This is a genomic window from Parasphingorhabdus sp. JC815 (assembly GCF_040717415.1).
Lineage (GTDB): Bacteria > Pseudomonadota > Alphaproteobacteria > Sphingomonadales > Sphingomonadaceae > Parasphingorhabdus.
In genome coordinates, this window is the sequence record NZ_JBFEFM010000002.1 from 101547 (window position 1) to 124346 (window position 22800).

General features: G+C 52.2%; 25 protein-coding genes. 18 read left to right on the forward strand and 7 right to left on the reverse strand.

The genetic code is table 11. The annotated features are described in order from the left end of the window. Positions 1 to 106: 106 nt before the first annotated feature. A complete protein-coding gene (locus AB1K62_RS06305; protein ID WP_367002221.1) occupies positions 107 to 604 on the reverse strand; it encodes a nuclear transport factor 2 family protein in 498 nt (165 codons plus the stop codon). A gap of 66 nt (positions 605 to 670) precedes the next feature. On the opposite strand from AB1K62_RS06305, the gene AB1K62_RS06310 reads away from it, so the two are divergent. Then, positions 671 to 1411 carry an SDR family NAD(P)-dependent oxidoreductase gene (locus AB1K62_RS06310; protein ID WP_367002222.1) on the forward strand — a complete coding sequence of 247 codons (741 nt, stop codon included), beginning with the start codon at positions 671 to 673 and terminating at the stop codon, positions 1409 to 1411. Here the strand turns inward: AB1K62_RS06310 and AB1K62_RS06315 are convergent. The 6 genes from AB1K62_RS06315 to AB1K62_RS06340 are packed head-to-tail and all read right to left on the reverse strand — an operon-like array spanning position 1401 to position 6880. Beyond that, entirely contained in the window at positions 1401 to 1856 is a 456-nt protein-coding gene (locus AB1K62_RS06315) for a nuclear transport factor 2 family protein (RefSeq protein ID WP_367002224.1), read from the reverse strand. The two genes, AB1K62_RS06310 and AB1K62_RS06315, sit on opposite strands and share 11 nt — an antisense overlap. Beyond that, positions 1843 to 3309: an FAD-dependent oxidoreductase gene (locus AB1K62_RS06320; protein ID WP_367002225.1), complete on the reverse strand. Its 1467-nt coding sequence runs from the start codon at positions 3307 to 3309 to the stop codon at positions 1843 to 1845. Before AB1K62_RS06320 ends, AB1K62_RS06315 begins: the two co-directional genes overlap by 14 nt. Further along, positions 3306 to 4334, reverse strand: coding sequence for a 4-hydroxy-2-oxovalerate aldolase (gene dmpG / locus AB1K62_RS06325; RefSeq protein WP_367002226.1), 1029 nt, complete (start codon positions 4332 to 4334; stop codon positions 3306 to 3308). The genes AB1K62_RS06320 and dmpG overlap by 4 nt, the downstream gene beginning before the upstream one ends. Continuing rightward, positions 4331 to 5260, reverse strand: coding sequence for an acetaldehyde dehydrogenase (acetylating) (locus AB1K62_RS06330; RefSeq protein WP_367002228.1), 930 nt, complete (start codon positions 5258 to 5260; stop codon positions 4331 to 4333). The genes dmpG and AB1K62_RS06330 overlap by 4 nt, the downstream gene beginning before the upstream one ends. A gap of 32 nt (positions 5261 to 5292) precedes the next feature. Continuing rightward, on the reverse strand, positions 5293 to 6069 hold the full coding sequence (locus AB1K62_RS06335) for a fumarylacetoacetate hydrolase family protein (protein ID WP_367002230.1): 777 nt from the start codon (positions 6067 to 6069) through the stop codon (positions 5293 to 5295). Continuing rightward, positions 6062 to 6880: an alpha/beta hydrolase gene (locus AB1K62_RS06340; RefSeq protein WP_367002231.1), complete on the reverse strand. Its 819-nt coding sequence runs from the start codon at positions 6878 to 6880 to the stop codon at positions 6062 to 6064. Before AB1K62_RS06340 ends, AB1K62_RS06335 begins: the two co-directional genes overlap by 8 nt. Positions 6881 to 7112: 232 nt before the next feature. Here AB1K62_RS06340 and AB1K62_RS06345 point away from each other — a divergent pair, with 232 nt between their 5' ends. The 17 genes from AB1K62_RS06345 to AB1K62_RS06425 are packed head-to-tail and all read left to right on the forward strand — an operon-like array spanning position 7113 to position 22794. Next, complete coding sequence (locus AB1K62_RS06345; RefSeq protein WP_367002232.1) at positions 7113 to 7874, forward strand: SDR family oxidoreductase; 762 nt, start codon at positions 7113 to 7115, stop codon at positions 7872 to 7874. Between the two features lie 3 nt (positions 7875 to 7877). Further along, positions 7878 to 8813: a VOC family protein gene (locus AB1K62_RS06350; RefSeq protein ID WP_367002234.1), complete on the forward strand. Its 936-nt coding sequence runs from the start codon at positions 7878 to 7880 to the stop codon at positions 8811 to 8813. Further along, a complete protein-coding gene (locus tag AB1K62_RS06355) occupies positions 8813 to 9691 on the forward strand; it encodes a CoA-transferase (protein WP_367002236.1) in 879 nt (292 codons plus the stop codon). Before AB1K62_RS06350 ends, AB1K62_RS06355 begins: the two co-directional genes overlap by 1 nt. Then, positions 9691 to 10485, forward strand: a complete 795-nt coding sequence (locus AB1K62_RS06360) for a ketoacid CoA transferase (protein ID WP_367002237.1) — start codon at positions 9691 to 9693, stop codon at positions 10483 to 10485. Before AB1K62_RS06355 ends, AB1K62_RS06360 begins: the two co-directional genes overlap by 1 nt. Continuing rightward, positions 10482 to 11381 (forward strand): enoyl-CoA hydratase, encoded by a 900-nt coding sequence (locus AB1K62_RS06365; protein ID WP_367002238.1) that lies wholly within the window; start codon positions 10482 to 10484, stop codon positions 11379 to 11381. The genes AB1K62_RS06360 and AB1K62_RS06365 overlap by 4 nt, the downstream gene beginning before the upstream one ends. A gap of 3 nt (positions 11382 to 11384) precedes the next feature. Further along, on the forward strand, positions 11385 to 12470 hold the full coding sequence (locus AB1K62_RS06370) for a nitronate monooxygenase (protein ID WP_367002239.1): 1086 nt from the start codon (positions 11385 to 11387) through the stop codon (positions 12468 to 12470). Next, positions 12470 to 13219: an enoyl-CoA hydratase family protein gene (locus AB1K62_RS06375; RefSeq protein ID WP_367002240.1), complete on the forward strand. Its 750-nt coding sequence runs from the start codon at positions 12470 to 12472 to the stop codon at positions 13217 to 13219. The genes AB1K62_RS06370 and AB1K62_RS06375 overlap by 1 nt, the downstream gene beginning before the upstream one ends. Then, positions 13219 to 14382 (forward strand): acyl-CoA dehydrogenase family protein, encoded by a 1164-nt coding sequence (locus AB1K62_RS06380; protein ID WP_367002242.1) that lies wholly within the window; start codon positions 13219 to 13221, stop codon positions 14380 to 14382. Before AB1K62_RS06375 ends, AB1K62_RS06380 begins: the two co-directional genes overlap by 1 nt. Continuing rightward, positions 14382 to 15320 (forward strand): acyl-CoA dehydrogenase, encoded by a 939-nt coding sequence (locus tag AB1K62_RS06385; protein ID WP_367002243.1) that lies wholly within the window; start codon positions 14382 to 14384, stop codon positions 15318 to 15320. The genes AB1K62_RS06380 and AB1K62_RS06385 overlap by 1 nt, the downstream gene beginning before the upstream one ends. 18 nt (positions 15321 to 15338) lie before the next feature. Next, positions 15339 to 16490 carry an acetyl-CoA C-acetyltransferase gene (locus tag AB1K62_RS06390; protein WP_367002245.1) on the forward strand — a complete coding sequence of 384 codons (1152 nt, stop codon included), beginning with the start codon at positions 15339 to 15341 and terminating at the stop codon, positions 16488 to 16490. Beyond that, a complete protein-coding gene (locus AB1K62_RS06395; protein ID WP_367002247.1) occupies positions 16490 to 17395 on the forward strand; it encodes an SDR family oxidoreductase in 906 nt (301 codons plus the stop codon). Before AB1K62_RS06390 ends, AB1K62_RS06395 begins: the two co-directional genes overlap by 1 nt. After that, positions 17395 to 18450, forward strand: coding sequence for an acyl-CoA dehydrogenase family protein (locus AB1K62_RS06400; RefSeq protein WP_367002249.1), 1056 nt, complete (start codon positions 17395 to 17397; stop codon positions 18448 to 18450). Before AB1K62_RS06395 ends, AB1K62_RS06400 begins: the two co-directional genes overlap by 1 nt. Next, positions 18447 to 19625, forward strand: coding sequence for an acyl-CoA dehydrogenase family protein (locus AB1K62_RS06405; RefSeq protein WP_367002251.1), 1179 nt, complete (start codon positions 18447 to 18449; stop codon positions 19623 to 19625). The genes AB1K62_RS06400 and AB1K62_RS06405 overlap by 4 nt, the downstream gene beginning before the upstream one ends. Continuing rightward, positions 19622 to 20398 carry an SDR family oxidoreductase gene (locus AB1K62_RS06410; RefSeq protein ID WP_367002252.1) on the forward strand — a complete coding sequence of 259 codons (777 nt, stop codon included), beginning with the start codon at positions 19622 to 19624 and terminating at the stop codon, positions 20396 to 20398. Before AB1K62_RS06405 ends, AB1K62_RS06410 begins: the two co-directional genes overlap by 4 nt. Positions 20399 to 20408: 10 nt before the next feature. Further along, positions 20409 to 20876 carry a MaoC family dehydratase gene (locus AB1K62_RS06415; RefSeq protein ID WP_367002253.1) on the forward strand — a complete coding sequence of 156 codons (468 nt, stop codon included), beginning with the start codon at positions 20409 to 20411 and terminating at the stop codon, positions 20874 to 20876. Continuing rightward, entirely contained in the window at positions 20873 to 21256 is a 384-nt protein-coding gene (locus AB1K62_RS06420) for a nuclear transport factor 2 family protein (RefSeq protein ID WP_367002254.1), read from the forward strand. The genes AB1K62_RS06415 and AB1K62_RS06420 overlap by 4 nt, the downstream gene beginning before the upstream one ends. 8 nt (positions 21257 to 21264) lie before the next feature. Beyond that, the gene (locus AB1K62_RS06425) at positions 21265 to 22794 is read left to right on the forward strand and encodes a FadD3 family acyl-CoA ligase (protein WP_367002255.1); all 1530 of its coding nucleotides are present in this window, start codon (positions 21265 to 21267) and stop codon (positions 22792 to 22794) included. The last annotated feature ends 6 nt before the right edge of the window (positions 22795 to 22800 follow it).

Consider the following 22800-nt stretch of genomic DNA (forward strand, 5'->3'; position numbering starts at 1 on the left):
ACGGACTTTGCAATTGTGGTTTAGTTGCGTGGCCTTTGCAAAATGATAAGCCATGGATGGGCGCCTGTATATCCATCATCACTACAGCATGTTTACAGGAGCTGCGCTATTTACCAAACGCCGCTTCCATCTGGCCCATGACAGTAACTGTCGGCTGACCTTCCTTGTCAATCTGATGCACTAATGCGCTTGTCCGCCGTGAGCGAGTATGGGCTATCCGCCATTCGCCCGCATCATCTTTTTCAAATATATCATCATATTCCACGCCCATCTGCGTCAGCGTTCGCGCTTCAAGGTTGATATTATGGAATAGCAGCGACCATTGGCCTGTTGCACGGTTCTGGTTTTCAAACTGAACCACCCCGTTTGCCCCGTGGTGAATATCAAAGATACCCGGCACACAGGCCATTTGCTGGAAAGTTTCAATAAACGGCTCTCGCGCTTCAAAGCGAGGGAAACCTTCAAATTCCACCACGGCATCTTTCAGAAAACAGCCGCGCATGTCCTTAATATCCTTACCATCAGCGGCTCGTAAATAGCGGGCTTTCAAATCCCTGATGGCTCTATCATCCTCCAATATCCGGACGCGGTTTTCTATCTCCAACGGCTTTCTCCTTTGCGTAAGAGATTATTGTATATACTACGCAAAGCAACATTAAAGGAGATAGTGATGTCACTCAAAAACAAGCATATAATTGTGACCGGTGCAGCGTCCGGTATAGGCCGGAAAACTGCGATTTTTCTGGCAGATAAAGGCGCAGTTTTGACACTGGCCGACATTGATCAAAACGGACTTTCGGAGACCGCAGCGATGGTTTCCACACGTGTAAAGACAATTTCCTACGACGCTGCTGACATTGAATCTTGTAAGGCTCTGATTTCGAAAGCGGCAGATAATGGTATCGACTGTCTATGTAATATTGCTGGGCTGCTGGATTGGGGACCGACGCTGGATTTCGATGAACAGCGCTTTCAAAAAGTGATCGCGATCAATCTGACTAGCGTCTTCACGTTATGCCGGGCCGCGCTCCCCTACCTCATTAAAAGCGGCGGCAATATCGTCAACATGGCTTCTACCGCCGGGTTGCAGGGCACGCCTTATACGATTGCCTATGCCGCATCGAAACATGCTATTATTGGCCTCACAAAGAGCCTGGCAGTTGAGTTTGCATCACAGAATGTTCGCGTCAACGCTGTCGCGCCGGGGCAAGTGAATACACCTATGGGACACCAGTCACCACCAGAAGGGGATGTGGACTGGACGTTGATGATGCGCAATGCGCCCAAACTACTTGACGGTATATGCGAACCGGCGGATATTGCTGAACTGGTCGTTTATCTTGCTTCTGACAAGGCGCGCAAGATGACCGGAAGCGTAATTAATATTGACGGCGGACAGCTTACAGGCTGAGCAATGCCCGTGCGCGCTCATCTCCGCTCAGGGGTCGATTATCACGGTGACCCACACGCCAGCCGTCATCTGTGTGAACGAGTTGCCAGCGATTGGCCGACACCCGCCATGTTTCATAGCGGTCATCCACATGCCGAAAGACTATACTGTGGTTGGTTGCAATTGCGCTATCGTTACCCAGAATGATATGAGGAGAAGTCAGGATATGACCGCAGCCTTGTTTCATGAGATTTTGATGCATGTCCGATTCAATCAGAGCAGTGATTGCCTGCCGTCCCTTCGCTACGCCAAAATCCCCTACGCTATAGCTACCGTCACCTGTCCATAGGGCGGCCACAGCGCTAGCGTCCCCAGAATCTGCCAACGGACCATAGCTGGCAATCAGATTGCGGATCGCTTCGGCATCTTCCAGACGGCGGAGTCGGTTGAAATCAAACTGGCCCATTTGCGGCTTTTCTCCCTGCTTGACGGCCAAAAAAAGTGCAATCGGCCAAACTTAACCCCGAGCTGTAACCATGCCCCCATGCCGGAAGTCCCGAGGTGCAGCGTCCAGCTGCGAAAAGGCCGGGCACCGCACCTCCATTTCGATCAAGCACTTCGGCATCCGTTGAAGTCTTGAGCCCGCCCAAGGTAAAAAAACTAAAATAACTGCTCTCAAAATTCAATTCAAGTGCGATGAACGGTCCTTGGTCCAGCGGTTTTAATAGAGGCGCTTGCTTACCGAAAAGGGGGTCATATCCCTTACCAGCATGGTGATTGTAGAATTCCATCGTCGCAGAAAGCGTATTTTCCGGCATTTCCAGCTCCCGTTCCACTTCTGCCCAGTCGTCCCCCGTTCCCGCCATAGTCATCCGTGCATGTTCAAACGGTTCAATATAGTGGGCATTGTCTAGCAAGAGATAAACCCGATCGCCCGGCTGATCGATCATCGTTCGGGATACGCGTCCATGATAGCAATCTTCATTGATAAAACGCTGTCCGTTAATATTTACAAAAACCCCGCAGGCGTGAGGTTCCGGAATAGTCCACGGGCAAGTGGTAAAAAACTGATCCATGTGAATGGCTTCCCCGCCCGCTCCCATCCCTAGACTTATGCCAGAGCCATCATCTTTGTCTCCAATTGGATCATTGATTTTAAAGGTTAACGGGCAATATTTTCGGCGCATATCGTCGTTCATCACAAAACCGCCGGTCGCCAGAATCACACCCTTTTCGGCAAAGACATAGCGCTCTTCATTGTCGATCCGCATTACAGCTCCGACAATTTTCCCGGCATCCTGAATCAAGGCTACGGCGCGGGAGTCGGTTTCGATCCGCACGCCCATGTCACGCGTGCGTTGCTCCAGAATATCGACCAGCTTTCGCCCCCCGCCCCAGCCCATGAATTGAATAACATGGCCGCGCGGCGCTGGCTTGGCATAGTCGCAAAATGGTTTCGCGGCTTCACTGCCGGACCAGATGAGCGTGTCATCTCCCATCGGCTCTATATGCTTTCCGGGCAGGTAATTGCCTTTATAGGGAATGCCATGAGCTTTCAGCCATTCCCAATGGGCAAGCGCCTCTTGTCCGTAAAGTTCGCATTTCGCTTCATCAACGCAAGGACCGCCAGCCATTTTAAGATAACGGGTAAAGGCTTCGGTTGTGTCTTCAAAACCCGCCGCGCGCTGCACTTCGGTCCCGCCATTCCCGCCAATATAGATTTCACCCCCTGATAGACCGGAAGCGCCCCCGCTACCCGAATTACGCTCAAAGATAATGACATCGGCACCGGTCGCGCTGGCTTCAATCGCCGCACAAGCACCAGTTGCACCAAAGCCGATGACCACTACATCAGTTTCAAAATCCCATTGCGGAACGTCTGCAACCGAGAGTGGACGATGAAGCGAAGGCTGGCTCACGCCCGTGCTTTTACCATATCCAGTGCGACATCCACGATCATATCTTCCTGACCACCGACCATTTTCCGGCGACCAAGTTCGACCAATATGTCGCGGGTATCAAGGCCATAATCTTTAGCAGCTTTTTCCGCATGGAGCAGAAAACTCGAATAGACACCGGCATAACCCAGCGCCAGAGTTTCACGGTCCACCCGTACAGGACGAACCTGTAACGGACGCACAAGGTCTTCGGCTGCGTCCATCAGTGCCATGACATCACAACCATGGCTCCAGCCTTTACGGTCTACTGCTGCAACAAATACTTCAAGCGGCGCATTACCTGCACCAGCGCCCATTCCTGCGAGGCTGGCGTCAATCCGTACAGCGCCTGCCTGAGCAGCAACAATGCTGTTCGCCACGCCCAATGAGAGGTTGTGATGTGCATGAATACCGCGCTGGGTTTCCGGCTTCAAAACTTTGTCATAAGCCCCCAACCTGTCGCGGACACCATCCATATCAAGCGCGCCGCCGCTATCTGTCACATAGACGCATTGCGCCCCATAACTTTCCATCAACAACGCCTGCTGCGCCAACATATCCGCTTCGATCATATGGCTCATCATCAAAAAGCCGGAGACATCCATGCCCAGATCACGGGCAATCCCGATGTGCTGCTTGGAAACATCTGCTTCAGTACAATGGGTCGCCACACGAACGGAACGGACACCTAGATCATAGGCGCGGCGCAATTCCTCTTCTGTGCCGACACCCGGCAAGATCAGTGTGGTCAACACAGATTTCTTCAATACATCGGCAACCGCTTCCAACCATTCCCAATCTGTATGTGCTCCAAAGCCGTAATTAAAACTGGCTCCGTTCAACCCGTCACCATGCGCCACTTCAATAGCGTCGACACCGGCTTTATCCAGCGCTTTGGCGATGTCACGGACATGCTCTATGCCGTACATGTGACGGATAGCATGCATGCCATCTCGAAGCGTTACATCCTGAATATAAAGTTTTTGTGATTCTACATCAAAGCTCATGCTGCCATCCTCCGCTCTGCCAGTAATTCGCCTGTCGCTTTGGCTGCAGCTGTCATAATGTCGAGATTTCCGGAATAGGAAGGCAGATAATCGCCCGCTCCTTCAACCTCCAGAAACACAGACGTTTTTATGCCGGTAAATTTGCCGTGCCCGGGAATGGTCAACGGATTATTGTCGCCAAAGCGCTCAAACTGAACCTCCTGCTTCAACCTGTATCCCGGTACATATTGCTGGACTTTGGCAACCATCGCTTCAACGGAGGCTCGAATGGCGTCTTCATTGCCGCCTTCCGACAAAGTAAAAACAGTGTCGCGCATTATCATCGGCGGTTCAGCCGGGTTCAGGATGATTATAGCCTTTCCTTTTACCGCACCACCAACTGCCTCAATTGCTCTGGCTGTCGTGCGCGTAAACTCGTCAATATTGGCCCGTGTTCCCGGACCTGCAGAACGGGACGAGACAGACGCGACAATTTCCGCATAATGGACCGTACCAACCTGACTGACAGCCGCCACCATCGGAATGGTTGCCTGCCCGCCGCAAGTGACCATGTTGACATTAGGTTCGCCAAGATGCTCGTCCATGTTAACCGTGGGAATGGTGAAAGGCCCGATTGCTGCGGGTGTTAGGTCAACAACCTGTATGCCGTCCGCACGCAAGGCTTCGTCATGAATTTTATGGGCATAGGCCGATGTTGCATCAAATGCGATGCCGATATCCTTGTAACATTCAAGCTTTCTAAGCCCTTCAATGCCCTCATGCGTGGTTGCGATACCGTGGTCCCGTGCCATTGCCAGCCCTTCGCTTTCGGGGTCTATGCCAACCACCGCCGCAAGCTCCATATTCTGGGGATATTTGATCATTTTCATCATCAGGTCGGTGCCAATATTGCCCGATCCGATAATTACAGCCTTGATTTTCTGCATCGAAATTCTCCTATCTGCTCAAGAAATCTGCCTCACACAAAACGAGCGCTACAGCCGCCGATTCCTTCAAGCATCATTTCAAAAATATCCCCCTTTTTTGCCGGCTCCAGCGGAACCAGACTGCCGGACAATATGATATCCCCTGCATCTAGCGTAACGCCATGACGCCCCAAAGTGTTGGCCAGCCACGCAACGGCTTCGGCAGGATTTCCCTGCACGGCGGAACCCAAGCCTTCGGACAGGGCTTCACCGTTTTTTGTCACGGTAACTTTCAAATTCGGAAGATCATATTCTCGCGGATCAACGCGGGTTTCCCCGATAACAAAGACACCGCAGCTTGCGTTATCCGCCACGGTATCAACGATACTGATTTTCCAGTCCTCAATCCGGCTATCGACAATTTCAAAGCATGGCGCGATGCAGTCTGTCGCGGCGATGACTTGCTCTGCGGTGATATCGGGACCGTTCAGGTTGTCGTTTAAAATGAAAGCAATTTCTGCTTCTGCGCGGGGCTGTATCAATCCCGTTTTAGCGACATCAATATCACCTTGAATATACATGGCGTCGGTTAGGAAACCGAAATCCGGCTGAAACACACCAAGCATGACCTGCACGGCTTTGGACGTAACACCGATTTTTTTACCGACCACTTTCTCTCCATCCTTGCAGCGGCGGGCAAGCAAATCGAGTGAAATTTTATAAGCGTCGTCAATGCTAAGCTCAGGATCGACGGCAATCAGAGGTTTTAGAGTTTTCCGTTCACGAAGCGCAGAGTATAGCTGCGCGCCATAATCAGCGATATCAGGCATTGAGAAACTCTATGGAATAGCGGTTAAATTCATTGGTGCGTTCCAGCTGGACCCAGTGACCAACTTTGTTAAACGTAATGCAGCGCACATCTTCGCAAGCTTCAAAGAAATAGTCGATCCCGGTTAGCGGCATGAACTCTTCATTGCGGCCCCAAAATAACAATATGGGCATGGTCAGCTTGGAAAGATGTGGCCGCACATTATGCGTTTTCATCCGCGTCAGCACCTCTTTTGGCTGTGTCCGTGCAACCTCGAACCGCTCGTTGACCAGCGCATCTGTCACATGAACCGGATCAAAAACCAGGCTCTCGATCAGCCTGCGTTGATCTTCGGGACCAAAGTCCGGACTGCCAAAAGAAGACCGCATATTCGCGATTCCCGGCATAGCAAAATAAATATCCAGTTCCTCGATACAGCCCGGCGCCATCAAAATAAGTTTCGACACAAAGTCCGGATGGTCCGCCACCAACTGGATCGCTATACCGCCGCCTAGCGAGTTACCGATCAACACGGCTTGCTGGATGCCATGCGAGCAAAGCGCCTCATAGAGCGTATCGACAAATAATGTCAGCGTATAATCTATATTTTCGGGCTTTGATGATTGCCCATAACCGATGAGATCCGGCAAAACAACACGATAGCCGGCATCAACGAACGCATCGACATTCTGACTGAAATTCGAAGTCCCCGAAGCACCCGGACCGCTGCCGTGTAAAAACACAACAGGTGGCCCGTCTTTGGGACCAGCCTCCGTTATATTTATCTTATAACCGGAGCTCACTTCATACGTCATTTGCTCGCTGATTAGCATCGCATCCTCCTTTATTACCATCCCATGCAACCATTTTAAGGCCATTCGAAGGTTGAATTCGCGTCGAAACACCTTTAAACATCTATATTCGTAATTTTTATTGCCTTAAAATACGCAAATCGTCAATTTTAAAAATCAAATTTGCTTGCGTTTGTATTTCAAAATGGCTCATATGGAGTTCCGATTCTGATCTCAAATACAGAACAAAAACAGAAAATGTGAAGGAGTGGCATTGCTGCCTGCAATAGATTTTGATGGCCAAGTAGCCTTGGTAACTGGTGGAACCCGTGGATTGGGCCGTGCTATCGCGGCGCGGTTGGCAGATGCGGGCGCAAAGGTTATTGTTTGCGGGCGCAACGCTCCTGAAACACTACCTGACAGTGTACATTTCGTCAGCGGTGACATTCGTGCCCCGGAACAAGCGCGTGCAATGGTTGATGAAATTGCAGAAACCCATGGCCGTTTTGATATATTGGTCAATAATGCAGGCGGATCACCCCCCTGCCCTATTGAGGACGCATCACCACGGTTCATTGATGCCATCACCCGGCTCAATTTTCTCGGTCCGCTCTATCTCGCTCAGGCCGCTCATCCCTATATGGCTAAGCAGAAGAGCGGTTCTATCGTTAATATCGCAAGTGTGTCGGGTATACGCCCATCCCCCGGTACAGCTGTTTATGGCTCAGCCAAGGCAGCTTTGCTTAACCTTACCCAGACGCTGGCACAGGAATGGGGCAAGGATAACATCCGGGTGAACGCCATTATTGTCGGGCTGGCAAAAACGGAGAATACCGAGTTGACTTATGGGGATGCCGATGCACAGGAACAGGTTTCTCGTTCTCTGCCGCTTGGCCGAATGTGCGAAGGCAGTGATGTAGCCGATGCGGCCGCTTTCCTGTGCTCACCAATGGCAAGCTATATTTCGGGTGCACGGCTGGAAGTCGATGGCGGTGGGGAGCGCCCCTATTTTCTTGATTTGGTAAAAGGAAACTAAGCCATGGCAGAAAAATCATCTGTGCAGTCGCTGGGCTATGTCGTGATTGAAACGCGCGATCCAGCAAAATGGAATGACTATTTGGCAAATGTTGTCGGCGCAATGCCGAACGGAAAGGGCGAAGATGGAGCAACCCGCTTCCGTCTTGATGATCGCGCAGCCCGCTTCCGGATTATGGAAAGTGATACGGACCGTTTCGCCGTTGCTGGTTGGGAAATGGCCGACGAGCAATCCTTTGACGCAATGATAGAACAGCTTCGCGAAGCCGGGCGCGATGTTACGAATGAGGATGCCAATAGCCGCGATGTAACCGCGCTTGCTAGCTCCACCGATCCTGCTGGCAACCGGCTTGAAATTTTTTACAGTGCCAAGACGGCGAGCACAGCTTTTGAATCCCCTGCAGGAGTCAGCGGTTTTGTCACGGGCAAAATCGGTATGGGGCATGTCGTTTATGGCACGTTGAAATTTCAGGAAACCCACGATTTCTACCTCAACGTCATGGGATTTGGCGATACCGACTTACCCGAAATTGAAGCGGGCCCTCCCGGATCACCGAAAATGGGTATCGCATTCATGCACGCCGCAACTGGTCGTCATCACAGCGTTGCGGTCATACAGATACCAGAACCGCCCGCGGGCTGTGTGCATATCATGGTGGAAGCCAAAACCCGCGCAGACGTTGATGCCGGTTATGAACGAATGCTGGCGGCAAACGTGCCTGTTTCTGCAACATTGGGTCAGCATATGAATGATGAAGTCATCAGTTTCTATATGCAAACCCCAAGCGGCTTTGATTTGGAATTTGGCTGGGACGGCCTGGTCGTCGATCCGGCAACATGGGTCCCCACCGCTCATACCGAAGTGAGCAAATGGGGCCATGAATGGGCATGGCAAAAAGCAATGGCTGAAGAAAAAGCTGCAAAAGAAAAGGCAGATTGATGATTGATAAACGAATGACACCGGCCCAGATCGTGGCCCAACTTGAAGACGGTATGACGGTGGGTATTGGCGGCTGGGGACCTCGGCGCAAGCCGATGGCCCTGATCCGCGAAATAATACGGTCGGACCTTAAAGACCTTACTATCGCTGCTTATGGCGGTGCAGATGTCGGCATGCTTTGCGCTGCTGGTAAGGTAAAAAAACTTATTTTTGCTTTTGTATCTCTCGATGCCATTCCTCTGGAACCATGGTTCCGGAAAGCAAGAGAAGCAGGGCAAATTGAAATATTCGAGCTTGACGAAGGCATGTTTCAATGGGGCTTGAAGGCCGCGGCATTTGGACTTCCGTTCTTGCCGACACGCGCTGGGCTAGGCACTGATATAGCTGAATTGGGTGGCCTTAAAATGGTGCAATCCCCATATGATGACGGTGAAAAGCTGATTGCAATGCCAGCGATTAAATTGGATGCAGCGTTGATCCACGCCAACCGCAGTGATCATCGCGGCAATGTCCAGCTCTTGGGGCCAGACTCCTATTATGACGAGTGGTTCGCCAAAGCAGCAGCGAAGACTTATGTGTCTTGCGAAGAATTAGTCGACAAGATGGAAGACCATTATCCGGACGATGCCAAAGCAAATATTTTTGAACGCTGTTTTGTAACCGGCGTGACGGAAATCCCCGGCGGCGCTCATCCATCATCAATGCCTCCGCTCTATGGCCCGGACATGAAGGCATTCAAAGCTTATGCCGGTGCTGCGAAAGACCCCGGCGACTGGAACGCGGTTGCCGATAAGTTTGTTGGCGCCGACGAAGCGGATTATCTCAATAAAGTTGGCGGAAAGGAAGCGGTGATGAACGTCCCGCTGGCAATATACTGATGACTGATATTACACTCTCTGAACTTTGCATCTTTGCATGCTCTGAAGCATTTCGTACCGACGAAGAAATAATTGGTACAGGCATTGGCCCTATCCCGCGCCTTGGCGTAGGCTTAGCAAAGCTGACCCATTCTCCCGGTCTTATGATGAGTGATGGCGAGGCTTATCTGGTTGAACAGCCGGTTCCCCTCGGACCGCGCGGTGATTATAAACCGAAAATATCCGGCCACCTGCCGTTTTCACGGTTTTTTGACAGCGCTGTCTGGCCCGGCCGTCGCCATGCAATGGTCACGCCCACTCAGATAGATCGTTTTGGGCAGACCAATTTATCACGGCTTGGCGGAACGCATGAGCAACCCAAAACACAAATGCTGGGCGTTCGCGGTTTTCCGGGTAACAGTATTTATCACCCGAATTCGATGTTTATACCCTTTCATTCCAAACGCACCTTTGTCGAGGGCGAGGTCGATATGGTGTCGAGCGCTGGATATAACCCAGCAAAACGGATTGCGGGCGGTAATTATACCTGCATCGAATTGAAAAAAATGGTTACCAATCTGTGTGTGATGGACTTTGGCGGTCCGGACAATGCCGTTCGTGTGATTACCCTGCACCCCGGCGTCAGCTTTGACGAAGTTCAGGAAGCAACCGGATTTGAACTTATCAACGCTGTCAAAGGCGAAACGCCACTTCCCGGCGAAGATGCTCTGCAAATTATCAATACACTCGACCCGCATAACATTCGTGCAAATGTAATCCGGGACAACCCCCCAGCAGTGAAGGTAGCAGCATGAGCGACGATCTGGTTCTTAAAGAAGACGTAACACCGGTTTATGAAACCGACGAGCCTATATTATATAATGTAGAGAACGGCATTGCGTGGATAACACTCAACCGTCCCGATTTTCACAACGTACAAAACAGCCAAATGACCTATGCGCTGGATGATGCGTTCATGAAAGCGGTGGATGATGATGCTGTAAAATGCATTGTTTTGAAATCCGATGCCAAGCATTTCAGCGCAGGCCATGACATAGGTTCGCCGGGGCGCGATTTTCATTCCAGCTTTGACCGCCGCTTGATGTGGTATGACCATGCGAACAAGCCGGGCGCAGAAAAGGCGTATATCCGCGAGCAGGAAGTCTATCTTGGCATGTGCAAGCGTTGGCGTGCTATCCCAAAACCGACCATCGCTCAAGTGCATAAAGGTTGTATCGCTGGCGGGCTGTTGCTTGCGTGGGTTTGCGATCTGATCATCGCATCTGATGATGCTTTTTTTCAGGACCCGGTGCTGCAAATGGGCTTTCCCGGTGTGGAATATTTCGCGCATACTTTTGAACTGAATACCCGCATTGCCAAGGAGTTTCTGTTTCTCGGAGAGCGCATGAGCGCCGAACGTGCCTATCAGATGGGTATGCTCAACCGTGTTGTTCCGCGCGATCAACTGGCGAGTGAAGTGCAAAAAGTTGCCGAGCGTATTGTCGAGCAACCCCGCTTGGCTTTGCAACTTGCCAAGCAAGCCTGCAACCACATGGATACCCTTGCCGGGAAAGAAGCCGGCATTGATGCTTCATTCGGCTATCATCATTTCGCCCATGCTCAAAACCAGCTTGTGAAAGGTGATTATATTGCCGGATTTGACGGCAAGAAGATGGCTGAGAAGAACAAGAAACAAGCGAACGAAAGCTGATTCATGAGTGATCCGCTATCCACTCCGCTTACAGAGATGCTGGGTTGCCGCTTGCCGGTGGTCCAGACGGCTATGGGATGGATTGCGACACCGGCGCTGGTTGCGGCTTCCTGCAATGCAGGCGCCTTTGGCTTCCTTGCCGGGGCGGTGATGAAACCAGCGGAGCTTACAGAAGAAATCACCAAGCTGAAGGACATGACACCGCATGGCTTCGGTGTGAACTTTCATAGCTTTCAACCCGGCGCGAAAGAAATTGTCGAAATCATCCTCGCTAACAAGGATCGCGTTCGAGCAGTTAGCTTCGGGCGCGGGCCGGATGCGGAAATGATTAACAGGTTCCATGACGCGGGTATTATCTGCATGCCAACAGTCGGAGCCCAGAAACACGCAGAGAAAATGGTTGCACTGGGTTGTCAGGCGATCACTATTCAGGGCGGCGAAGGCGGCGGGCACACAGGTTCGGTTCCCACTACTATACTCCTCCCTCAAGTGCTTGATGCCGTGAATGTGCCAGTAATTGCGGCGGGCGGCTTTGGTGATGGCCGCGGCTTGGCGGCGGCGCTGGCGTTTGGTGCGGCAGGCATTGCGATGGGTACGCGATTTATGATGACCAGCGATTCGCCCGTTCCGGCCGGACCGAAATCTGCTTATACTAATGCCACGACAAACGACATCATCGTGACTACCAAGATTGATGGCATTCCCCAGCGCATGATCCGCAACCCGATGCTCAAAGCGATTGAGAATTCGGGAAGCTTGGCAATGTGGAAACGGGCAATCGAAGCCGGAATGGAAATGAAACGTCAGACCGGGACTAGCTGGGGCGATATGCTCCGTTCCGCACGCGGCATGACCAAAAGTAGCGGCATGACTATCCCGCAGGCGATGATGGCTGCAGCCGCGCCAATGATGATCCAGCGCGCCGTGGTTGATGGCGATGAGACTAACGGACTGATGGCAACCGGCATGGTGGGCGGGCGGCTCGATAGCTTGCCTAGCTGTGACGAGCTGCTGAGTTCAATTGAAACAGAAGCACGCGCACGGATTGCGGCACTGACCAACAATAATATAAAAAAGGGAGCGGCCTGATGGGCATAGAATGTCATATCAAGGACAAGATTGCGGAGATCGTTTTCGATGTTCCGCCGGTAAATGCATTTAATAGCGATACATGGATGTCGTTACCCGAAATAATTACGGACACTGCACGGAATGAAGATGTAAACTGCGTCCTGATTCGTGCCGAGGGCAAAGGGTTTTGCGGCGGTGTCGATATAAAGGAAATGCAGGCGCATCCCGAACGCATTACCATATTAAATCGCGGTAACTATCTGACTTTCAAAGCCATTCGGGACGCGGAGATTCCGGTTGTGTCTGCCGTACACAAATTTGTAATTGGCGGCGGCATTGGGATTTGCGGGGCCAGTGATACGATTATTGCGGCTGATGACGCCTATTTCTCCCTCCCTGAAGTTGACCGCGGCGCGATGGGCGGTGCCAGTCATTTGTCACGGATGCTGCCTTTGCACAAAGTGCGCGCTGCGTTCTTTACTGGCGGCAATATTCCGGCAGAGGAAGCTTATCGCCTTGGAGCGGTTGAGAAAGTGGTGCCTCGCAACGAACTTGAATCACAAGCTCGCGCTTTTTGCGAAATTATCGCGGCAAAATCCCGCAAAGCGCTGGTGATTGCCAAAGAAGCGCTGAACGGATTGGAACCTCGTGATGTCGATCGCGGATATCGCTGGGAGCAAGGCTTTACTCTGGAAATGTATATGCATGAGGACAGCCAGAAATCACGCGACGCATTTGTCGAAGGCGGAGAGGCAGCGAAATTCTGATGGATTTACATTATTCAACCCAGCAGGATGCCTTCCGTCAGGAAGTACGGACATGGCTCAATGAGAATGTCCCCGACAAGCCACTTATCACATTAGAGCGACAGGAAGGCTATGACCAGCATGTCGCTTGGGAGCGCCAACTGGCGTCAGGTAACTGGGGCATGGTGACTTGGCCGGAACAATATGGCGGGCGGGGACTTGATCTGATCCAATGGCTGATATTTGAAGAAGAATATTGGGCGTCCGGCGCGCCCTTACGTGCTAATCAAAACGGTATCTTCCTGCTCGGCCCGACTATCATGGAATATGGAACAGACGAGCAGAAAGCCCGTTTTCTGACTCCAATGGCCAGAGGCGAGAAAATCTGGGCACAGGCATGGTCTGAACCGGGAGCCGGATCAGACATGGCTGCAATTACATGCAAAGCCGTTCGCGATGGCGATGAATATGTCATTTCCGGTCAGAAAACATGGTCAAGCCGAGCTTCGTTTGCCGATTGGGGTTTTGGAATATTCCGCACAGAAGAAGGCAGTAAACGGCATAAGGGGTTGAGTTTCTTACTTTTTGACTTGAACAGCCCCGGCATTACACGCCGTCCCATCCGCCAATTACATGGCGAGCCCGGATTTGCAGAACTATTCTTCGACGAGGTCCGCGTTCCGGCAGAAAATATGCTGGCCGGTGAAGGTGAAGGCTGGAACGTCGCCATGGCAACCGCTGGATTTGAACGCGGTCTTATGCTGCGCTCCCCAGGCCGGTTTCAAGCGACGGCGAAAAGGCTTATCGAATTGTTCCGGCAACATGAAGACAAGGCCGCACCCTCCGCCCGCGAAAAGGTCATGGAAGCATGGATGGCCACGCAGGCCTATGCGTATAACACTTACGGCGTAGCATCAAAAATTATGGCTGGTGGTAAAATTGGCGCAGAAGCCAGCCTGAACAAGATTTTCTGGTCCGAACTTGACCGCGATATGAACAGGACAGCCATGCAATTGCTTGGAGCCTCCGCTGAATTGGCCCAATTTGATGACGGCTCGATAAACAATTGGCTTGAGGGTTATATCTTCTCGTTATCTGGCCCGATCTATGCCGGATCCAATGAAATCCAGCGTAATATAACAGCCGAGCGCCTGCTCGGTTTACCGCGACAGGGAGCAGGCTGATGGACTTTCGTCTTTCCGAAGATCAACTTATTTTGACCGAGGGTGTTCGGGACTTTTTAAGTGGCACCCATGGTCCCGACGTCCTACGCCGGCTGGATGAGCAGGACAATCGCGATGACAGCATCTGGCAAGGGCTGACAGAAATGGGATTGCCGGGATTACTTGTGCCGGAAGATCAAGGCGGTTTGGGCCTTAGCCTTCTGGATGCTGCGCTCATCGCAAAGGAATGTGGTCGCGCCGCGCTTGCTGAGCCACTGGTAGATACCGCTTTTGTTGGTGTTCCTTGGCTTATCAGGCGGGGGGAGCGCGATATGCTTGGCGATATTGCGGCAGGAAATCACAAGGTGGCGCTGGCGCACACAATAAACGGATGGGTCGCGGACGGGAATGCCGGTGGCGAGCCGTTACAAAGCGTCGATTCCATGCGCAATCTATCATCTTTGCCCGCTGATGCCAGCGATGATGAAACACTGCTGAATTTCGGTGCGCTCATGTCGGCGGCACAGCTACTTGGTCTGGCCGAAGCGATGTTGGATCAGACAGTCGAATATGCCAAGATCCGCAACCAGTTCGGTCAGCCTATCGGTGCATTTCAGGCCGTAAAACATCATCTTGCGACAGCCCGCGTCAAAACGGAATTTGCAGCCCCGGTAGTCTGGCGCGCGGCACAGGCGATGGACGATGAAAGTAGCAATGCAGCCATCGCGATCAGCCACGCAAAAATTGCCGCGGGCGATACTGCATGGGCGGTGAGCGAAACCGCGATCCAGATTCACGGCGCTATGGGATATACTTACGAAGTGGACCTGCATTTCTGGATGAAACGTAGCTGGGCATTAGCTGGTGCATGGGGGGATCGGGCCTTTCATCTGCGTCGTATTGACGATGCCGTGATTGGCGGCGGTATGCCCATCGGACCACAACATACATTTATATAAATCAAAGGACTCAACACCATGGCAGAAGCCTATATTATTGATGCAGTGCGCACGCCAATCGGGCGTAAGAAAGGCAGCTTTGCCGATGTGCATCCCGCTGATCTGGGCGCGCATCCTCTGAAAGAACTTGTCAAACGGACCGGTATCGACGCTGGTGCTGTTGAAGACGTGGTTTGGGGCTGTTGCGATACAATTGGTCCCCAAGCTGGTGATATAGGACGTACGGCCTGGCTTGTAGCCGGACTGCCCGAACATGTCCCAGGAACAACAATTGACCGTCAATGCGGTAGCTCTCAGCAAGCTGTGCATTTTGCCGCGCAAGGCGTGATGTCGGGAACACAGGATCTCGTTGTTGCAGGCGGTAGCCAGGCGATGAATGCCATTCCGATTTCTGCGGCAATGTATGCGGGTGCGGCTCATGGTTTTGATAATCCGTTCAACACCTCACCCGGCTGGATTGAACGCTATGGTGATGGTTTGTTGAATCAGATTAACAGCGCCGAGATGATTGCTGAAAAATGGGGCATCAGCCGCGAGCAGATGGAAGAATTTGCCCTTACCTCCCACCAACGCGCACAAGCGGCGACCGATAATGGTTGGTTCAAGAATGAAATCGCACCGCTCAACGGTCTGGAGCATGATGAAACCATCCGGCCAACCACGACGCTGGAAGGACTGGCAGGTTTGAAAGTCATACAGGAAGGTGGCCGCGTTACCGCGGGTGTTTCCAGCCAAAACTGTGATGGTGCAGCGTCCATATTGGTTGCCTCTGAACAAGCGGTCAAAGATCATGGTCTGAAACCGCGGGCCCGTGTGCATCATATTTCTGTCCGCGCTGATGATCCGGTCTGGATGCTGACCGCGCCTATCCCCGCAACGCAATATGCGCTCAAAAAAGCGGGTATGAGCGTGGACGATATTGATCTTTTCGAATGTAACGAGGCTTTTGCCAGCATACCTCTGGCGTGGATGAAAGAACTCGGCATCCCGCATGAGAAAGTCAATGTGAATGGCGGCGCAATAGCGCTTGGCCATCCGCTTGGCGCTACTGGTGCGCGGTTGATGACAACCATGATCAACGCGCTGGAACGTACGGGCGGGAAATATGGCCTGCAAACCATGTGCGAAGGCGGTGGTCAGGCAAATGTAACAATTATCGAGAGGCTCTAATGGGAATTTGTGACGGAAGAACAGTCATTATAACAGGCGCGGCAGGCGGCCTTGGCAAGGCCTATGCGCTTGCATTTGCAGCGGAAGGCGCCAATGTTGTGGTCAACGATATTGGCACATCTCTAGGCGGTGAAGGCCGCGATACTAGCGCAGCCGATGCTGTCGTTGATGAAATTAAGTCTGCAGGCGGCAACGCCATAGCCAATTATGACGACGTGACCGATTGGGATGCTGGAAAACGGATCGTCGATGCAGCGGTTGAGGCTTTTGGCGACCTTCATGTCATCGTCAACAATGCCGGGATCGTTCGCGACAGGATGTTTGTTTCCGCCACACTCGATGAATGGGATGCCACCATGCATGTGCATTTGCGCGGACATTTTTGTATTGCGCGACATGCGGTAGATTATTGGCGCAGCAGGTCAAAAGAAGGTCACGAAGTAGATGCCCGGATCATCAACACAACATCAGGTGCAGGACTTCAAGGCTCAATAGCGCAGGCTGCCTATTCCACGGCAAAGGGCGGCATAGCATCCCTCACACTGGTTCAGGCCGCCGAGCTTGGACGCTATGGCATAACCGCCAACGCGCTTGCACCTGCGGCACGAACCCGCATGACGAAACAGGCTTTTGCAGAGAAAATGGCAACCGAGGGCGAGAGCTTTGATGTTATGGATCCGGCCAATGTCGCTCCAACAGTAGTCTGGCTAGGCTCTTCACTGTCAAAAGACGTAACCGGGTGCGTTTTTGAACTGGAGGGCGGTAAAATCATGCTGGAAGACGGCTGGCGAGAAGGGCCAGTTGTGGATGCGGGTGCCAAATGGGATCCCGCTGATGTCGGAGAGGCTGTTTCTCGGTTATTACAGGAGCGTACACCTCCAAGAAAAGTGTGGGGGACAGGGTGATGGATTTCGCCTTTACCGACGAACAGGCGATGATCGCCGAGACCGCTCAGCAATTTTTTGCTGAAACCGCGACTAGCAAACGTACACGTCAAGCAATGGATGCCGATGGATTTGACCGCGAAACCTGGCAATCATTTTGTCAGGAATTGGGCCTAAGTGGACTATTAATTTCCGAAGAATTTGGCGGCTCTGGCCTCGGCATGGTCGAATTTGCCAATATTGCCGAAGCAGCCGGTGCGCAAGTAGCCGCCATCCCTCTGCTTGGGCAGACAATGACGGGGCAAGCCATTTCCGCCGGTGGTAGTCAGGAACAGAAGTCCCGCTGGCTACCAAAGCTCGCAAGCGGCGAAATCGTTGCTGCGGCGAGGAATCCAGACAATTTGGAAGCTGACGATAACAGCCTGAGCGGCACAGTCGAATTTGTACCCCACGGCAATATCGCCGATATATTCTTATTGGCCAGCCCTTCGGGTGCATGGATTGTGGAGGCGAATGATCCCGCTGTCAGTGTAAACACACTGACAACAATGGATCAGACACGTCCCCTTGTCACGATCACTCTTACAGGCGCGAAAGGTGACCCTCTGCCCGATTGGCATGCCGGAGTGCAAGCGGCAAACACGGGTGGCTGGATATGTCTGGCTGCTGAAGCTTTGGGCGGGGCTCAGGCCTGTCTTGACCGGACCGTGGCCTATTCCAAGGAGCGCGTGCAGTTTGGGCGGGTCATTGGCAGTTTTCAGGCCTATAAACACCGCGCCGCCGACATGATGATCGAGATTGAGCAAGCGCGCTCTGCTGTTTACTGGGCAGCATGCGCAGTCGACGAAGGTGCTGACGACGTGTTGCTGGCACTGTATTCAGCCAAAAGTTTTTGCGCCGACATCTATTTCAAATGCGCCGGTGACATGATCCAGCTTCACGGCGGCATCGGTTTCACTTGGGAGCATGATGCACATCTGTTTTTCAAACGCGCGCGCTCCATTCAAACCCTGTTACAAAACAGCGCGTGGCACAACGAACAGATCGCCGCCATGCTATTGGGAGAAGCAGCATGAAACTGGGTTTCTCAAAAGCAGAGGAAGATTTTCGCGCTGAATGTGCCGACTGGCTGAATGACCAGATGGCCGGAGAATTTTCCGACATAAAGGGCATTATGACGCTCACTGAAAAGGCGGAGCGGCGTAAAGAGTGGGAACAACAGCTTGCTGCACACAAATGGTCCTGTATCGGCTGGCCCGAAGAATGGGGCGGCCGCGATGCCAGCCTTGCCGAGCAGGTTATTTTTGCCGAAGAATATGCCCGTGCAGGTGTGCCGGGCCGGGTCAACCATATCGGCATCGAGCTTGCGGGGCCAACAATTTTGACGTTCGGCACGGATGAACAAAAAAAACAGTTCCTGCCTGATATTGCGGCGGGAAAGACAATTTTTTGTCAGGGCTTTTCCGAACCTAATGCTGGTTCCGATTTAGCCAGTGTGCGGACCAAGGCACATCTTGAAAGGGGCCAATGGGTCGTGAACGGACAGAAAATATGGACAAGCCTCGCGCATATTTCTGACTGGATTTTTGTGATTGCCCGCACCGAAGAAGGCACCAAAGGCCCAAAAGGGCTGACATTCCTGATGATGCCAATTGACCAGCCCGGAATAGACATTCGCGGTATCAAGCAAATCAATGGTGATGCGGAATTTAATGAAACCTTTTTCACCGATGCCACTTGCCCGGAAGACAGCCTGATCGGCGCGCCGGGGGAGGGGTGGAAAATTGCCATGGGATTACTGTCCTTTGAACGCGGTGTTTCGACACTTGGTCAGCAGATGGGTTTCCGCAACGAGCTTGACGCCATCATCGCGGCGGCAAAGGCGAATGGCAGCGCAAATGACCCCCTGATCCGGCAACGCATTGCTAAGGCGGAAACGGGATTGCAGTTAATGCGCTATGGCGCGCTTCGGATGCTATCCAACACTGATCATTCAAAAGTGGATGGCGCAGCGCTGACCTATAAAATACAGTGGGCAAGCTGGCGTCGCTCGCTTGGTGAATTGGCCATGGATGTCATCGGACAAGCGGCAGAAGTAACTGATAATCCGGAATATGAATGGAGCATGCTACCCAATTTGTTCCTCTATTCACGCTCGGACACAATTTATGGTGGAACCAACCAGATCCAACGAAATATGATTGCCGAGCGTGCACTGGGCATGCCGCGCGAGCCAAGAGGTGACACATGAATATCCCGAGCTATCCCGAACCAATAAACTTGCTGAAAGGCAAAACGGTCGTCGTCACCGCTGCAGCAGGGACCGGCATTGGTTATTCGGCGGCCAAACGCGCTGCGGAAGAAGGGGCGAGCGTGCTCATCAGTGATTTTCATGAACGTCGCTTAAACGAAGCGGCGGATCGAATCGCACAAGAGGTAGGGCAGCGCCCCGCCACATGCGTTTGCGACGTGACTAATCAGGACCATGTTGACGGACTACGCGATGCGGCCATACGTGATCTGGGACGGGTTGATGTCCTTATCAACAATGCCGGGCTTGGCGGAGAAGTTCCGGTTGTGGATATGACTGACGAACAATGGCACCGCGTCGTTGACGTTACCATGACCAGCGTCTTTCGCATGACACGCGCCTTTTTGCCGCATATGCAAACGCAAAAATCCGGCGCAATTGTGAACAATGCGTCCGTTCTCGGCTGGCGCGCCCAAAAAGGGCAAGCGCATTATGCTGCGGCAAAGGCCGGTGTGATGGCTTTTACGCGCTGTTCAGCCGTAGAAGCGGCAGAATTTGGTGTGAGGATTAATGCAGTCGCCCCAAGTATCGCCATGCATGCTTTCCTTGCCAAAGTGACCACCGATGAATTGTTGGCAGAGCTTTCATCCAAAGAAGCGTTTGGCCGCCCGGCGGAGGTCTGGGAAGTAGCCAATGTCATGATGTTCCTCGCCTCCGATTTGTCCAGCTATATGACCGGCGAGATATTATCCGTATCCAGCCAACGCGCTTAAGGAACAATCCATGGTTAAAATCTACGATAATCCCAGAGATTTGATCGGGCAGGAAGGGACCAGCTTTGGCCCGACCGATTGGCTTGAAATAGATCAGGAAAGGGTCAACGGTTTTGCCGATGTGACCGGCGATCATCAATGGATTCACGTTGATGTCGAAAAGGCCAAAGACGGTCCGTTTGGCACTACTATTGCGCATGGTTATCTGACGATGAGTCTGGTTAATGCCTTTTTGCCTGAACTTGTCGAAGTGCGCGGATTTAGTCACGCCGTAAATGTCGGTGCGGATCGTCTTCGTTTTCTTTCCCCAGTGAAAGTCGGCAGCCGTATTCGCGCGACTGGAGAAACTGTTGCAGTTGAAGAAATTAAGGGCGCCATTCAACAGATTGTAAGAGTGACAGTCGAGATCGAAGGCGAAGAGAAACCCGCTTGTGTTATTGATACGATCAGCCGCTACTACCCGGAGGAAGTGGAATGAGTGAGAGTGCGAGTGCGGCCGACAAAATTAAAGCGGTTGAGACTTATATAGCTTCTTTTGCCGATAGTAATCCTCAGGGTATAATTTCCATATTTGCTGATGACGCGACTGTTGAAGATCCTGTTGGTACCCCGATACTCACGGGCAGGGATAGCTTAAGAACCTTTTTCTCTAAAGCCGTTAAAATGGGCACACGGCTTAAGCTGCTCGGGCCGATACGCTGTGCGGATGATTATGCGGCTTTCCCATTTGCGGTTGAGCTTAACCTTGACGGTAGTGACAAACGGATTGAGGTAATTGATCTCTTCAAGTTCAATGAACAGGGGAAAGTGATCCAGATGCAGGCCTTTTGGGGTCCAGAAAACATGCAGGATATTTAGGGCTAAAAATGAGTGAACTTCCGCCAACAATCCCCCATCTTGCGCAGGCCGCTGCTGCAAAACATGGTGATGCTTCTGCTATTTTGGAGCATGGAGAAACCTGGAGCTACACGGATTTATGGCGGAATGTGCGTCATGCCGCTTCGGCATTAATACATGCCGGCATATTACGCGGAGACCGTATTGCAATATGGGCGCCCAATAGCCGCGAATGGATTGTCGCAGCCATTGCCGCGCAGCTTGCCGGAGCCGCTATTGTGCCACTGAATACACGTCTGAAAGGCGGCGAAGCTGGCGATATATTGCGGCGGACGTCCTCAAGGATATTATTCACTGTCAGTAGTTTTCTGGGCGCAGATTATCCTGCCCTGATCGCAGGTGAACATATACCCTCGCTTGAGCAAACTATATGCCTAGACCGGCATTGGGCCGATTTTTGCAATACCGGCGATGCTGATGAGACCATTATTGATGATGCTTTGGCTCTGTGCCAACCGGATGATATCAGTGACATAATGTTCACCTCCGGAACCACAGGAACTCCAAAGGGCGTTCTGACCACGCATAACCGCATCTTGCCGATGATTGATAACTGGACACAGCTTGTCGACCTTCGGCAAGGAGATCCCTATTTGATCATAAACCCCTTTTTCCACAGCTTTGGTTTCAAGGCTGGCTGGGTTGCCGCTATGATCAAAGGAGCGGTGATCGTGCCCATGGCCGCATTTGATGTGCAAAAAACCATTGAACATATTGAACGGGATCGCATTGCTTTTCTGCCCGGACCGCCAACAATTTATCAGTCATTATTAGCCGAATTGGCCGGAAGAAAATTTGACAGCAGTTCCCTGCGATCAGCCATGACCGGCGCAGCAACCGTTCCACCATCGCTTATCCAGAGGATGTATGACGAGCTTGGCTTTGACCGTGTTCTGACCGCTTATGGTATGACCGAATGCACAAATATCACCGCTTGCCGCCCCGGCGATAGTCCGGAGCTTATCGCCAATAGCTGCGGTAAGGCGATACCGGGCCATGAGGTCCGCATTGCCGACGACGAGGGCCGTGAAATCCCCTGCGGAGAAACCGGAGAAATTCTTGTGCGCGGCTATGGCGTAATGCTGGGTTATCTTGATGATCCGGCGGCCACTGCTGAAACAATTGATCCTGATGGTTGGCTGCATACCGGTGACATCGGAACGATGGACGAAAATGGCTATGTCCGCATAACCGACCGCAAAAAGGACATGTACATTTCAGGCGGATTCAACTGCTATCCCGCGGAAGTGGAAAAGCTACTTGCCGCCCATCCATCTATTGAAATGGTGGCCGTCATCGGCGTTCCGGATGAACGAATGGGCGAAATCGGCAAAGCCTTTGTCGTATTGCGGCCCGGAGTATCGCTTACCGATAGCGAGCTAATCGCCTGGGCGCGAAGCAATATGGCAAATTACAAAGTGCCGCGTCTTGTCAGTTTTGTTGACGCCCTTCCCCAAAATGCATCGGGAAAGGTTATGAAAACGGAGCTACGGGCCTGAGCCGGT

Bases quoted from the DNA above. Each gene is read 5' to 3' on its own strand.
- AB1K62_RS06310 (WP_367002222.1), top strand. From the start codon at position 671: ATGTCACTCAAAAACAAGCATATAATTGTGACCGGTGCAGCGTCCGGT.
- AB1K62_RS06315 (WP_367002224.1), bottom strand. From the start codon at position 1,856: ATGGGCCAGTTTGATTTCAACCGACTCCGCCGTCTGGAAGATGCCGAA.
- dmpG (WP_367002226.1), bottom strand. From the start codon at position 4,334: ATGAGCTTTGATGTAGAATCACAAAAACTTTATATTCAGGATGTAACG.
- AB1K62_RS06330 (WP_367002228.1), bottom strand. From the start codon at position 5,260: ATGCAGAAAATCAAGGCTGTAATTATCGGATCGGGCAATATTGGCACC.
- AB1K62_RS06335 (WP_367002230.1), bottom strand. From the start codon at position 6,069: ATGCCTGATATCGCTGATTATGGCGCGCAGCTATACTCTGCGCTTCGT.
- AB1K62_RS06340 (WP_367002231.1), bottom strand. From the start codon at position 6,880: ATGCTAATCAGCGAGCAAATGACGTATGAAGTGAGCTCCGGTTATAAG.
- AB1K62_RS06350 (WP_367002234.1), top strand. From the start codon at position 7,878: ATGGCAGAAAAATCATCTGTGCAGTCGCTGGGCTATGTCGTGATTGAA.
- AB1K62_RS06355 (WP_367002236.1), top strand. From the start codon at position 8,813: ATGATTGATAAACGAATGACACCGGCCCAGATCGTGGCCCAACTTGAA.
- AB1K62_RS06360 (WP_367002237.1), top strand. From the start codon at position 9,691: ATGACTGATATTACACTCTCTGAACTTTGCATCTTTGCATGCTCTGAA.
- AB1K62_RS06365 (WP_367002238.1), top strand. From the start codon at position 10,482: ATGAGCGACGATCTGGTTCTTAAAGAAGACGTAACACCGGTTTATGAA.
- AB1K62_RS06370 (WP_367002239.1), top strand. From the start codon at position 11,385: ATGAGTGATCCGCTATCCACTCCGCTTACAGAGATGCTGGGTTGCCGC.
- AB1K62_RS06375 (WP_367002240.1), top strand. From the start codon at position 12,470: ATGGGCATAGAATGTCATATCAAGGACAAGATTGCGGAGATCGTTTTC.
- AB1K62_RS06380 (WP_367002242.1), top strand. From the start codon at position 13,219: ATGGATTTACATTATTCAACCCAGCAGGATGCCTTCCGTCAGGAAGTA.
- AB1K62_RS06385 (WP_367002243.1), top strand. From the start codon at position 14,382: ATGGACTTTCGTCTTTCCGAAGATCAACTTATTTTGACCGAGGGTGTT.
- AB1K62_RS06390 (WP_367002245.1), top strand. From the start codon at position 15,339: ATGGCAGAAGCCTATATTATTGATGCAGTGCGCACGCCAATCGGGCGT.
- AB1K62_RS06395 (WP_367002247.1), top strand. From the start codon at position 16,490: ATGGGAATTTGTGACGGAAGAACAGTCATTATAACAGGCGCGGCAGGC.
- AB1K62_RS06400 (WP_367002249.1), top strand. From the start codon at position 17,395: ATGGATTTCGCCTTTACCGACGAACAGGCGATGATCGCCGAGACCGCT.
- AB1K62_RS06405 (WP_367002251.1), top strand. From the start codon at position 18,447: ATGAAACTGGGTTTCTCAAAAGCAGAGGAAGATTTTCGCGCTGAATGT.
- AB1K62_RS06410 (WP_367002252.1), top strand. From the start codon at position 19,622: ATGAATATCCCGAGCTATCCCGAACCAATAAACTTGCTGAAAGGCAAA.
- AB1K62_RS06415 (WP_367002253.1), top strand. From the start codon at position 20,409: ATGGTTAAAATCTACGATAATCCCAGAGATTTGATCGGGCAGGAAGGG.
- AB1K62_RS06420 (WP_367002254.1), top strand. From the start codon at position 20,873: ATGAGTGAGAGTGCGAGTGCGGCCGACAAAATTAAAGCGGTTGAGACT.
- AB1K62_RS06425 (WP_367002255.1), top strand. From the start codon at position 21,265: ATGAGTGAACTTCCGCCAACAATCCCCCATCTTGCGCAGGCCGCTGCT.